The organism is Shewanella mangrovi (assembly GCF_000753795.1).
Classification (GTDB): domain Bacteria; phylum Pseudomonadota; class Gammaproteobacteria; order Enterobacterales; family Shewanellaceae; genus Shewanella; species Shewanella mangrovi.
On the sequence record NZ_JPEO01000001.1, the window covers coordinates 300,430 to 312,563 of the forward strand.

Genomic DNA, 12,134 nt, shown 5'->3' on the forward strand with positions numbered 1-12,134 from the left:
AAATCAGCTTACGGCTATTGTGCCAGTTTTCTCAGCGAATAGGTTAATGCGGCTGGATTTCATTACCTAATCACCGCACAATCAAACATTCGCGCTGTTATCGAGACTGTGATTTTGACGACTGATACCTCTGCTTCTCTCAAAGTACTTCCATGGATTTTGAGCTTTTTACGACCTTATCGTTGGCGCGTTTGGGGCGCATTAGTGTTTTTGTTGATTGGTTCTCTTGCTTGGTTATCGCTGGGGCAGGGCGTGCGGATGATTGTCGACGAAGGTTTTCTTGCCGACAACGCCGAGCGCTTAAATCAAATCATTCTGTTGATCTTAGCCCTCACGGCAATCAGCGCCACTGCGGTATTTTGTCGCTTCTATCTAATGACCTGGTTAGGCGAAAAAGTCAGTAATGATATTCGCCAGTTAGTTTACAAGCAGCTACTGGCGCAAAGTCGCGATTTCTTTGCCAAGCTGCGTACTGGCGAGGTGATCTCGCGTTTTACTGCTGATTCGACCTTACTCCAAACTGTTGTCGGGTCTAGCTTATCAATGGCATTGCGTTCGGCCGTCACTATTCTTGGTGGTTTGCTGATGATGGCAATTACCAGTTGGAAACTGACCTTGTTAGTGCTGTTGGCTGTACCTTTGGTGTTGGTGCCTGTCGGAATCTTGGGCCGCAAAGTGCGAAAACTCGCGCGTACCAGTCAAGATAAAGTGGGTGCATTGGGCGCTTATGTGGATGAGACCTTGCATGAAATCCATACCGTGCAAGCTTATGGTCACGAAGCTGAAGACCGGCGACAATTTGACGGTCTGCTTTCCGAGGTCCTTGCAGCCGCCAGTGATCGCATCAAGTATCGGGCGTTACTGATATCCGGTGTGATGTTGCTGAGTATCGCGGCGATAATCGGCGTAACCTGGGTAGGCGCGCATGACGTAATGGCGGGGCGCGTATCGGCAGGGCAGTTATCAGCTTTTATGTTCTATGCCGTGATGGTGGCAGGTGCTGCGGCCACCATCAGTGAAGTGATTGGCGATATTCAGCGCGCGGTAGGCGCCACTGAGCGTTTGATGGAACTGGCGTTAACCCCCGTCAATATTTGTGATCCCGAGATCGCGCAACATCTTCCTGCTAAGGTTGCGGGTAACCTGCAACTTGAGGAGCTCGACTTTGCTTATCATGCGGGGGAACCCGTCCTACAGCAGCTCAATATCAGTATCAAGGCTGGCGAACGGGTGGCCTTGGTTGGCCCCAGCGGTGCAGGTAAGAGTACCTTATTTCAATTGTTGCAACGCTTCTACCTACCCACTGCCGGGATGATTAGGTTGGATAATGTTGATATCAGTCAACTGTCTCTGGCTGAGCTGCGCGCTCAGTTTGCGTTGGTACCGCAAGAGTCGGTGATTTTTGCTGGTTCAGTGTTGGATAACGTTCGTTATGGCCGACCTGACGCCAGTGAAGCCGAGGTGATTGCCGCATGTGAAGCCGCATATGCTGATGAGTTTATTGGAGAGCTTAGTGATGGTTATCAAACCTATTTGGGCGAGCGCGGTGTGCGGTTATCCGGTGGTCAAAAGCAACGCATTTCAATTGCACGGGCCATTTTAGCGGATCGCCCGGTGTTGCTGCTTGATGAAGCGACCAGTGCACTCGATGCGGTAAGCGAAATCAAAGTCAAACAGGCGCTTGACCGATTAATGGTGGGGCGCACTACGTTGGTGATTGCACACCGCTTAGCAACGGTGCTGAATGCTGATCGTATTCTCGTGCTCGATAAAGGTCGGCTGGTGGCCAGCGGCAGTCATGCGGCATTGCTCGAAAGTAGCGAGTTATATCGCAAATTTGCCTCTTTGCAGCTGCTGAACGAACAATCAATCCCGCCGGAAGACGACGCTTAACCAAGTCATCGGGTGAGTTATTTGCCAATTTGCGTATAGACTGTGCGACTGGTTTAAAAAATTTTACTGAAACTGCTGTAGAAGTTGAGCGATAAATGTTTCTAACTGATTATTTTAATAAACAAAATAACAATATTACTATCACCCGCAAACAAGCGAGCGATTTTGCCAAAAATGTCGCTGGTGACGTTAATCCTATTCATGACGAAGATGCAAAGCGTTTTTGTGTTCCCGGCGACCTGCTGTTTTCTCTGGTACTGAACGAATACGGCCTCAGCCAACATATGCAATTTCGTTTCGAAGGTATGGTCGCAGATGGCGTGCCATTGCATTTCCGTGAAGCCAGTGATGAGCTGATCCGCGTTGAAGATGAGCAGGGCAAAGCCTATCTGCAGGCGACGCGTGGTGGTGAGAAACGTTATTGTGATAAACAGATCACCTCTTTTATTCGCAGTTATGTTGCCTTTTCAGGACTTAACTTTACCCATGCCATTGTGCCTTTGATGCAAGAGCATCAATTGATGATCAACCCGGCGCGCCCATTGGTTATATACGAAAGCATGGGATTCGAGCTTTCCAGCCTGGATTTTGAAGACGTTGAATTGCAACTGGTCGACAAGGTAATGGAGGTTGACGGCAAGCGTGGTGATGTGACGCTGACCTTCAAGTTGATGAGTGGCGATACCCAAGTGGGTACTGGCTGCAAGACGTTGGTCATGAGTGGCTTGCGTCCAATCGATCCTCAAGCCATTGATGAGATGATTGCCGAATACAGCCAGCGCGCTGCCAATATCGGTTAAGTTGTCTTGGCTGGTGCAGTGCCCGCTGTACCAGCACCCATGTGTTGTTCTATCACGTCTCTCCTGCCGCTGTGCATAGCAAGTCTATCTTTACCTTAGGCAACCCATTTAGCGGTTGGCGAGTCCGCGCCATCTTCCTATACTTTGCACTACTCCATCAGCCGTATTAATGGCTGTGTTTTTAATCATCATCAAAGGGTTAGCTCATGGCGCAATCAATCTATGATGTGCAAGTCACCGACATTCAGGGCAAGCAGCAATCCATAGCACAGTATCAAGGCAAGGTGCTACTGATAGTCAACACCGCCAGCAAGTGCGGTTTTACGCCGCAGTATCAAGAACTAGAAGCCTTGTATAAAGCATTACAGCCAAAGGGATTGGAAATCCTTGGCTTTCCTTGTAATCAGTTTGGTCATCAAGAGCCGGGTAGCGACAGTGACATCAGCCAGTTTTGCCAACTGAATTACGGTGTGAGCTTTCCGATGTTTGCCAAGATTGATGTCAACGGTGCCAATACCCATCCGCTGTATCAGCTGTTGAAACGTGAAGCCAAAGGCTTGTTGGGTTCACAAGGGATTAAATGGAACTTCACCAAATTTTTGGTTGATAAACAGGGACACGTCATCGAGCGTTATGCCCCGACGACTAAGCCGTTGCAGCTGAAGCAGACCATTGAGCAACTGTTATAACACTGGTTATTTAGCTGTTTGTACGGTGTAAAGTAGACGGGGAAGTAGTTGCTTCCCCTTAGGACTACCAATATTCCGTTAGTTTAACGGTACATTTGAGTTGTATCTTACGATGCCTCGAAGTGGCGCATAATTGCCATCACACTTCTGGCTGAAATTAATCGCTGCTTTAGTGACGACGTTATCTTGCAGTTCCCATTCTAGAATATTGAAATAGCCAACGATTTTGCTTCCACAGCCACGGCCTTCACCGTCAAAACTCAAGCTAGGCAGCGCTGACGTTGATGAGATTCTCACCTCAGGATAACTACCTGTATGAAGCAATTGGCCTATTGGTGGCTCTATAGTTAACGTCCACCATGAATGTTCACCCTGATAGTCGAATACGCGTTGGCGATTATAGTTATCATAGCTGTGGAAATGGCCCATGGTTTGATCAATCACGACTTTGCGGCCCTGCGATATGTAATCTCCCGCTTCACCAGCAAATGCCATTACAGCATTCGTAGCCAGTGGATAGAACGACACCATCTTACGGGCAACCTGACCAAATTCATTGGTCGCTTCAAGCATAACGGTAACTTGCTCAGCATTATTGTTTTGCATCGAAAATGACGTTTCTGGACTGTTTGGTGCAGTAAAACTGATCCCGGTTTGACTCAACTCATGCCACTGATATTGTTGTGCACTCCCTTGGTTAAAGTGGAGTTCTGTAGTCAATTTAGGAAGATCACCAGCTCGATAAAAAGGACTCGAAGCATGTAACTCTAGTTGTGCCACATCTTCGACTTGTAATCGCTCAGTGCCAACCAACACCGAAGCATCATTGTCATCGTAGGCGGTAAAGTAGTTATTCACTACATCTATCCCGGCAATTAACGGTTGTGCAGCTGTCAACGTTACGGTTGCACCCTGCACTCTGGCGGTAGCGGGTATAGCACCAATGTTGGCGAATAACATGATGTCTCGAAAGAAAAAGGTATCATATTCTGAACTGGCGATCGTTTTTACTGGGCGTGAAAAGATAAAGGCTAACTGCCCCAACGTTGAAAAATGATCACCGTGGTTTTGGTAGTAAGCACCTAAATAGCGAAAGTTGTCTTCATCGTATGCTTCACCTTCGGTAGATGTTTTATCATCAAATGACCAATAGCTTTGGGTGGCTGTGTTGCTCCATAACTGTAACGTCTTTTCAAAGCTATTATCTAAGGTATAGGCGTTGGACTGTTTGTCATTATGTGCAGATAGCTTTACTGGTGTGCCATCCGCCATCTGTAATAAAAGTCTTCCCTCATAGGGATATTCGCCTAAGTAGCCTTGGAGGGTTTTCGCTGTACTGATATTCAACACCGAGCCATTCTCAAGATTTTCCAGCTTACCTCGGGCGCTAAGCTGATAACGTGCCGTATTCATATCTTTGCTGCGTTGAAGATTGAGATTCGTTAGCTGAAACTGCGGCGAACCATTACGTGTCACTTCAAGGCTGTCGGTATTCAGGGTGATCGAGGAACTGAGGTTACTGGTTTCGCTGAGGTTGATACCAATATCCCCCTTCATTTGCCAACGTTCACCATCGTCAAACTCAACCCCCTGTGCATCCACCATGACTGAAAGGTCAGTTCCGCCACGTTGCTCAACCGTCACTATTAGCCGCCCATCCAGTAGTTGTGAAAATGCCGCACTGTCGCAGTTAGCAAAATCAATTTGTAGCGTTTCACCAACGGCAAGGACTTGATTGCTCGTCGAACTGAAGTGATAGCTGGCGTAGCCGCCATTATTGCATTCAAGCACCTTGTCATTGATTTGCGCATTGAACAACAGCGATTGCTTTACTCCGTAAGCCACGCTGAGTAATTGATTGGTAATAAAAAATGTATCAACGGTGGATTGAGTTTCTGCTGCACTAATATTGTGCCGTTCTACTTTGACTGTGCTGCTATCATTGCCACCACCACATGCTGTAAGCAGCGATACGGCAATGAGTAAACATGAGGGAAGATAACGCAACTTCAAACTCCATTTGAAATACAGTAGCGAGTATTTTTAAATCAAAGTGAGAAAAAAGCGAGCAGATTTATCACACAATACGACAAATGTTGCATACAAACGTAACTCTATGTTCTGTTGCGAAATTGCAGTTAGCTTAGCGCACTTACATCTGGGATAGGCAGTGATTGAAAGCCGGGTTTTGCAAACAGGTAACCTTGCATTAAATCCACCCCAGCGGCCTGCAGCCATTTAGCTTCGGCGGCGGTTTCGATGCCTTCTGCGAGCGCTAAAATCCCTAATTCTTGGAACATCAATATGCAGTGGCGCACAATGCTTTGTCGGGCAGAGTCTTGGTTAATGTTTTTAATCAGCGCCATATCCAGTTTTATGATATCGGTTTGAAATTCCGCCAACAGATTTAAGCCAGAATAGCCTGCGCCAAAGTCGTCAATGGCAGTGCGAAACCCTAACTTGTTATAGCAATTGATAATCTCTTTGACATGGTCAGAGTCATCAATGCGTTCGCCTTCGGTAAACTCAAACATGATCTGCTTCGCTGGGAATTGATACTGCTCAGCAGCTTTCAGCGTGGTATGAATGCAACGTTCGGCCTGATACACCGCATTCGGCATAAAGTTGATGCTCAGCATGGAGTCGAGCCCTAGCTTACTGGCCCATTCGATAGCTTTTACGCGACAGGTTTGATCAAAGCGATAGAGGTTATGTTGCTGTACTTGGGCAAGCACCTGTCCTGCTCCTTCACCATTTATGCCGCGTACCAATGCTTCATAGCCAAACACGGTAAGTGCTTTAGCATTGATAATCGGTTGAAACGCCATGCTGATGTCAAAATCGAGTTCAGTTGTTTCTCGGCATAATTGGCAGGCTTGCTTAGGTTCTGTTCCCATTGCTTCTCCAAGCAAAATAGCTTTTGGTGGCTAACATAGCGCGTTGTTAACGATAAACACTCGCTACAGAATTTAGCATAAAGCTGTTGTTTTCGCAGATGTTATGCTCAACATCAACGGCAGAACGCTCGCTTGGCATACGTTAGAAGTTTGCTGATTATTGTGCAGCCAAGAAACGTAAAAATTTAAACATTGTTATCAATTGTGAGTTTTGATTGAATATTTAGCAGTGGTAATGGCATAAGCGTTGATGACAATATGGAAATATTGCTATTTTTTACGCACTGCCATAGGGTTGAATCTCACTAAGTTGTACGGAACATAAAATGAATTATAAAAAAGATTTCCTTAAGGGGTCATTGCTGGCGTTAGCGGTCGCTACGCCATGGATTTCACAGGTAAGTTTTGCGGCGTCACTGCCAGCGGTTGAAGCAAAAAATGGCATGGTTGTGTCATCACAGCGCTTTGCTTCTGAGGCGGGTGTGGAAATTCTCAAAATGGGCGGCAACGCTGTCGATGCAGCTGTGGCTGTGGGTTACGCACAAGCGGTCGTGAACTCTTGCTGCGGTAACATAGGTGGTGGTGGTTTTATGACCCTGCATATGGCCGATGGCTCTGATCATTTCATTGATTTTCGTGAAATGGCCCCCGCAGCTGCCAGCGCTAAAATGTATCAAGACAAAGACGGCAACCTGATCCCGCATGCCAGCACCCTTGGCTGGGGCGCAGTTGGTGTACCGGGTACGGTACGCGGTATGGAGTTAGCGTTACAAAAGTATGGTTCAGGTAAACTGACCCGCGCGCAAATTATGGCGCCTGCGATTAAGTTGGCGCGCGAAGGTTTTATTCTCACCCGCGGTGATACCGATGTTATCGACTCAAGCCTGAGTAAAATGCGTGGTGACAAACAAGCTGCAAAAATCTTTTTGCACGCAGATGGCAGCCCGCTAGAGCCGGGTGATCGCCTGACGCAAACTGCGCTGGCGAAAACCTTAGATATGATTGCCAAAGACGGCCCTGATGCCTTCTATAAAGGTGATATTCCTAAGGCGATTGAAAAAGCGTCTAAAGCCAACGGTGGTTACCTGACCGCCAAAGATTTTGAAAACTATGTGGCGAAGGAGCGCACGCCAGTGCGTTGTTCATATCGTGGTTATGATTTTATTTCGGCACCACCGCCAAGCTCAGGCGGCACGACTATGTGTCAGATCCTAAATATTCTGGAAGGTTATGATCTGAAGTCTATGGGCTATGGTTCTGCAGATGCTATTCACTACACTGCAGAAGCGATGCGTCATGCATTTGTGGATCGAAATAACCTGCTTGGCGATCCTGATTTCGTCAATGTGCCAATGGATAAGCTGCTCAGCAAAGAATATGCAGCGCAGATCCGCGCTAAAATCGATCCTGTAATGGCAACTCCTTCAAGTGAGCTCGGCGCCGGCGTGCCGCCACATGAGAAGCCGCAGACAACGCACTATTCTGTGCTGGATAAAGCGGGTAACGCAGTTTCGACCACTTACACCATCAATGGTCGCTTTGGTGCGGGCGTGATGGCGCCGGGCTATGGATTTTGGATGAACGATGAGATGGATGATTTCACGTCAAAAATCGGTGCCAAAAACATGTTCGGTTTAGTTCAAGGTAAGGCCAATGCCATCGCGCCGGGCAAACGTCCGCTGTCGTCTATGTCGCCTACCATCATCACCAAAGATGGTAAAACTTTTATGGTCGTGGGTTCACCGGGCGGTTCGCTGATCATCACCATTACGCTGAACACAGTAATGAACGTGATTGATTACGGCATGACGCTGCAAGAAGCCGTCAACGCGCCACGTATTCACCAACAGTGGTTGCCAGATGTGGTGATTTACGAAAAACGCGGAATCTCGCCAGACACGCTGAAAATTCTCAAGCAGCGTGGCTATAACATGGTCGAAAAAGGCCAGTGGGGCGCTGCGGAAGCGATTATGATTGGCTTGCCAAGCGTAGTGAGCGGAGACGAAAAATCCAACATCAGCGATGCGTCAGTATCCGGTAAAATCCGTGAAGGCTTTATTTATGGCGCTAACGACGCGCGTCGTCCACAAGGCGCTGCCGTAGGTTATTAAGTTTTAAGCGCGGTTAAGCACAGTTTGAGAACCCAGCCTTTGGCTGGGTTCTTTTTTGAGTAACATCTGAAAAGAGCGGTTGCTTTGACGGTGCGTTTTTTAGTTTTCTTTTTGCGCGTGAGAACTGGCGTATGAGCTCATTGTGTTATCGGTCTGTTGCCCATCCCGCCAGAGCTTGAAATAGCCATAAGCGATAATGGCTTCAGTCACCACCGCGAGCGCGATGCCAAATCCGGCAAAGCCTCTTAAATACTCCAATATGCCGAGCAGCGCCATGCACAGCATAGCTAATGCGATACTCAGGCATATTGCTTGTCTAGCTTCTGAGTAGTGAGCATTGCGACTTGTCCAGGTGAGTACCGCAAAACCAAGAAACAACATGGCCAAGCGTCTGCCGATGAAAAATGAGGCGTCCGTTGCCGCAACACCAAAGATGCTGAAGAGAAATTCCGGCAGTACTAGCAAAATGAAAAATAAAGACAACGCGATGATTGAGGTGATAACACTGAGCGTTTTAAAACTGACTATGTTTAACCCTAACTGTTTAACATCGAGCGCATAGAAAAAATCAATAAGCTGCTGTGATAGCGTAATACTGAATCCATCGCGGCTAAGTCAAACACTGAGTGATAGGCCATTTCCCATTTATCCGCCCATGCCAGAAGTTCTTGGCACCCTCAGGTAAATGCCGCTTGCGTAGACTCCAATAGTCGCCGGAAATTGTCAAAGTTTGGCGTAGCATGACTATGGCAACAATCGGCTGCGTTGGGATTTAGCCATTTAGTATTTGTCCCTTTGTCTGTGATGCAGTGCATCGGGGTATTGATTTTAAACTCTACCGCGGCTGATTAGGGGAAAACGGCTGAATATCTGTATGACCGCTGAAGAACATTGGCTACAGGCTAACAAAACGCACATATTTGCAGTATCTTGATGAAGATCAGGCAAATGGAAGGGCGGCTATGGGCGCTATTGAGTTTATTCGGCAGCAAGCGTTAGCGCGGCGGGAGGCGGCGTTAGCGTTAATTCGTAATGTGCAGCAGATGTCAGCAATTGCTACGCCACGGCTCAATCATGGCCTTGTTAATCTCGGCGAGTTTGGTCGTATTGCCTTTCACTTTCATCCTGACCGGCTTGATAGCCGTGGCTGGCCAGTGGTGATGGGGTTACTTAACGATGGCGTGTATCGCACTCAGTTTGAAACCCGTCTGTCCAACGGCAAGCTTTCTCCACAACTGGGTGGCAATCGCGATCACTGGGAAAACCAGCAATTTGGTGACTGCTACATCGGGGCTCGTAATCGTCCCAAATATGGCTCGCTCGATATTGGTTTACACCAAAGCGGCCCGTCAGCACGTTTTGGTAGCTGCTATCTGTTGTCTACGCCGCAGCTAATGGAGCAATGCACCTTTTGTTACCTCGACTCCTGCCGGGAACCGAAAGAGCGCGGCACTTTGGCCTGTTTTGAAGATGTGTTTGCCGCGCTGTTTAATGAAAGCTTTGAACGCGATACCGCGCTGGGGCGTTATCCAATGCGGCCCGCCGCGTTAGTTGAGTATCTGTGTGAACAACTGCCAGACAATGTTAATGAACGCTTTGCGCGGCCCATGAGTGGCGATTTAGATCATTACATTGAAGCACAGTATCACGGCGAACTACGGCTAGAGCGCGATATTTCCCATTTGGTCGCCGATCCTTGTTATCGTGGCAGTGAAATTGAATCCCTAATGCAGCAGTTATGTCAGCGCTATAACCTGCAGCTCTGTTGGCATCAGGGCTATCGCATGGCATTAGCTGATGTGCCAGATGATTTTAGAGGGGCGCAGATGCCAGCGCTGGCGGCTCGTGTTGCCAATGATGGGTATTTTACCGCGGCCGATATCGGGGTTGCCGCAGCGTCAGTGAGTAAACAACCGGTGAATTGGCGCGAATTTGGTGGCCAGGGTGAAGTGATGCAGCAGCTTAAATTGCTGTGGCATGTATTAGTGCGTTTCGGTGTGTCCAACTAATACCGTTGATCTGTGTGGTTGCATGGAAATTAAAAAAGAGGAACTCAGTTCCTCTTTTTTATTGTCAGTTAGCGCTGCGAGTTATCGCGGCGTTGGCCACTACTGTTTCGGCCTTGGCTTGAAGGACGTCCCTGCTGGTTATTCGGTCTACGATTTCCGTTATTAGCTTTACCACTAGGCTTATTGCCGTCACGGCTGGCATTCCCTTTGTTGGCGTCGTTAGCTCGGCCAGGGCGACGTTGTTGCCCTTTGTTGTTCGATGTAGTGGGTATGCTGTGCGCTGCAGCCGCGGGTTTGGCGCCATGCCCCTTGTTTTCGTCACTCACAACTTTGGGCTTTTTCGGCTTTTTAGGTTTTTTCGGACCATTGGCGCGCAAACGGGTTTCCGGCAATGGAGTACTTGGTTCAAAACCTTCAAGCTGGGCGCGTGGAATATGGCGACGCAGCAGGTTTTCGATATCGTTCAGTTGCTTTAACTCTTCATCGCTCACTAACGAAACCGCATGACCAGATGCCCCGGCACGGCCAGTACGGCCGATGCGATGTACATAATCTTCCGCCACATTGGGCAGTTCAAAGTTGACTACTTGTGGCAGTTGGTCAATATCCAGCCCGCGGGCGGCGATATCGGTGGCAACTAACACTTTTACTGCGCCAGATTTAAAGTCGGCCAGTGCTTTAGTGCGCGCGCCTTGGCTTTTATTACCGTGAATTGCGGCTGCTTGAATGTTAGTGGATTCCAATTTCTTGGCGAGGCGGTTAGCGCCATGTTTGGTGCGTGAAAACACCAATACTTGTTGCCACTGGTTGGTCTGAATTAACTTAATCAGTGCCGCAGTTTTCTGCTCTTTATTCACTGCATACAGGGTCTGGCTAACACGTTCTGCGGTGCTGTTAGGCGGCGTCACTGACACTTCAACGGGGTTATTGACGAGGCCTTTGGCCAACGCGCGAATATCGTCAGAGAAGGTGGCGCTGAACAGCAAGTTTTGTCGCTTGCTCGGCAGTAACGCCAAAATCCGTTTAATGTCATGAATAAAGCCCATATCTAGCATACGGTCGGCTTCATCCAGCACCAGCATCTCAAGTTGATCGAACTTAATCGCGTTCTGCTGATAGAGATCGAGCAAGCGGCCTGGGGTGGCTACTTGAATATCCACGCCGCGGCGCAGCGCCAGCATCTGCGGATTGATCGACACGCCACCAAAAGCAACGGCGTGGCGTAGGCGTAAATTTTTGCTGAACAGGGTGATATTTTCGGCAATCTGCGCTGCCAACTCACGGGTTGGCGTCAGGATCAAAGCGCGGATATGACCAGCAGCAGGACGGCGTCCGCCGTTGAGTAGTTGTAGCATTGGAAGGCCAAAAGCGGCGGTTTTTCCCGTGCCTGTTTGCGCGGCTGCCATCACGTCTCTACCTTCTAATACAGCAGGGATCGCTTGTGCTTGAATGGGGGACGGGTCGCTATAACCCATATCAGTGATTGCGTTCAGGATAGGGGTAGATAAGCCAAGAGAGGCAAAACTCATGCAGAATACTCAGTTGCTGGCCGTAGCCAAGATTAATAATGCCCCGTTGGGCGGGCGGCAAGTGTACAGCAAAAGCTGGCTATTCGCTATTCGCAACACCGATGAATCGGGCGTTAAATATTGAAATTAGCGATTACTAATAAATGTGAGGCGACCGACGAATGTACAACAAAAAGGATACTGGCAGTTTATTATCGCCTTAAGGC

The 12,134-nt window shown here is 48.3% G+C and carries 11 protein-coding genes; 7 read left to right on the top strand and 4 right to left on the bottom strand.

The genetic code is table 11. The features are described 5' to 3' along the window. Nucleotides 1–108 precede the first annotated feature (108 nt). The 3 genes from HR45_RS01205 (at nucleotide 109) to HR45_RS01215 (ending at nucleotide 3,382) form a co-directional block, all read left to right on the top strand. Nucleotides 109–1,893, top strand: coding sequence for an ABC transporter transmembrane domain-containing protein (locus tag HR45_RS01205; RefSeq protein ID WP_430742012.1), 1,785 nt, complete (start codon nucleotides 109–111; stop codon nucleotides 1,891–1,893). Nucleotides 1,894–1,988: 95 nt separating this feature from the next. Further along, complete coding sequence (locus HR45_RS01210) at nucleotides 1,989–2,693, top strand: DUF3581 domain-containing protein (protein ID WP_037438886.1); 705 nt, start codon at nucleotides 1,989–1,991, stop codon at nucleotides 2,691–2,693. A gap of 206 nt (nucleotides 2,694–2,899) precedes the next feature. After that, nucleotides 2,900–3,382 (top strand): glutathione peroxidase, encoded by a 483-nt coding sequence (locus HR45_RS01215; RefSeq protein WP_037438888.1) that lies wholly within the window; start codon nucleotides 2,900–2,902, stop codon nucleotides 3,380–3,382. Between the two features lie 78 nt (nucleotides 3,383–3,460). On the opposite strand, the gene HR45_RS01220 is transcribed toward HR45_RS01215, so the two are convergent. Then, nucleotides 3,461–5,389: a hypothetical protein gene (locus tag HR45_RS01220; protein ID WP_037438889.1), complete on the bottom strand. Its 1,929-nt coding sequence runs from the start codon at nucleotides 5,387–5,389 to the stop codon at nucleotides 3,461–3,463. A gap of 131 nt (nucleotides 5,390–5,520) precedes the next feature. After that, nucleotides 5,521–6,279, bottom strand: a complete 759-nt coding sequence (locus tag HR45_RS01225) for an EAL domain-containing protein (protein WP_037438890.1) — start codon at nucleotides 6,277–6,279, stop codon at nucleotides 5,521–5,523. Between the two features lie 326 nt (nucleotides 6,280–6,605). On the opposite strand from HR45_RS01225, the gene ggt reads away from it, so the two are divergent. Beyond that, nucleotides 6,606–8,390: a gamma-glutamyltransferase gene (gene ggt, locus HR45_RS01230; protein WP_037438891.1), complete on the top strand. Its 1,785-nt coding sequence runs from the start codon at nucleotides 6,606–6,608 to the stop codon at nucleotides 8,388–8,390. Nucleotides 8,391–8,489: 99 nt separating this feature from the next. Here ggt and HR45_RS01235 read toward each other — a convergent pair whose 3' ends face one another. Next, on the bottom strand, nucleotides 8,490–8,771 hold the full coding sequence (locus HR45_RS01235) for a hypothetical protein (protein WP_037438893.1): 282 nt from the start codon (nucleotides 8,769–8,771) through the stop codon (nucleotides 8,490–8,492). Between HR45_RS01235 and HR45_RS01240 the strand changes: the two genes are divergently transcribed. Further along, entirely contained in the window at nucleotides 8,770–8,952 is a 183-nt protein-coding gene (locus HR45_RS01240; RefSeq protein ID WP_037438896.1) for a hypothetical protein, read from the top strand. The genes HR45_RS01235 and HR45_RS01240 overlap by 2 nt on opposite strands. A 400-nt stretch (nucleotides 8,953–9,352) precedes the next feature. Beyond that, the gene (locus HR45_RS01245; protein WP_037438898.1) at nucleotides 9,353–10,399 is read left to right on the top strand and encodes a DUF3626 domain-containing protein; all 1,047 of its coding nucleotides are present in this window, start codon (nucleotides 9,353–9,355) and stop codon (nucleotides 10,397–10,399) included. Between the two features lie 68 nt (nucleotides 10,400–10,467). On the opposite strand, the gene HR45_RS01250 is transcribed toward HR45_RS01245, so the two are convergent. Then, entirely contained in the window at nucleotides 10,468–11,928 is a 1,461-nt protein-coding gene (locus tag HR45_RS01250) for a DEAD/DEAH box helicase (protein WP_037438900.1), read from the bottom strand. On the opposite strand from HR45_RS01250, the gene HR45_RS19690 reads away from it, so the two are divergent. Beyond that, entirely contained in the window at nucleotides 11,927–12,052 is a 126-nt protein-coding gene (locus HR45_RS19690) for a hypothetical protein (protein WP_277619562.1), read from the top strand. The genes HR45_RS01250 and HR45_RS19690 overlap by 2 nt on opposite strands. Nucleotides 12,053–12,134 lie beyond the last annotated feature (82 nt).

Bases quoted from the DNA above. Each gene is read 5' to 3' on its own strand.
- HR45_RS01240 (WP_037438896.1), top strand. From the start codon at position 8,770: ATGGCCAAGCGTCTGCCGATGAAAAATGAGGCGTCCGTTGCCGCAACA.
- HR45_RS01215 (WP_037438888.1), top strand. From the start codon at position 2,900: ATGGCGCAATCAATCTATGATGTGCAAGTCACCGACATTCAGGGCAAG.
- HR45_RS01210 (WP_037438886.1), top strand. From the start codon at position 1,989: ATGTTTCTAACTGATTATTTTAATAAACAAAATAACAATATTACTATC.
- HR45_RS01225 (WP_037438890.1), bottom strand. From the start codon at position 6,279: ATGGGAACAGAACCTAAGCAAGCCTGCCAATTATGCCGAGAAACAACT.
- ggt (WP_037438891.1), top strand. From the start codon at position 6,606: ATGAATTATAAAAAAGATTTCCTTAAGGGGTCATTGCTGGCGTTAGCG.
- HR45_RS19690 (WP_277619562.1), top strand. From the start codon at position 11,927: ATGCAGAATACTCAGTTGCTGGCCGTAGCCAAGATTAATAATGCCCCG.
- HR45_RS01250 (WP_037438900.1), bottom strand. From the start codon at position 11,928: ATGAGTTTTGCCTCTCTTGGCTTATCTACCCCTATCCTGAACGCAATC.
- HR45_RS01235 (WP_037438893.1), bottom strand. From the start codon at position 8,771: ATGTTGTTTCTTGGTTTTGCGGTACTCACCTGGACAAGTCGCAATGCT.
- HR45_RS01245 (WP_037438898.1), top strand. From the start codon at position 9,353: ATGGGCGCTATTGAGTTTATTCGGCAGCAAGCGTTAGCGCGGCGGGAG.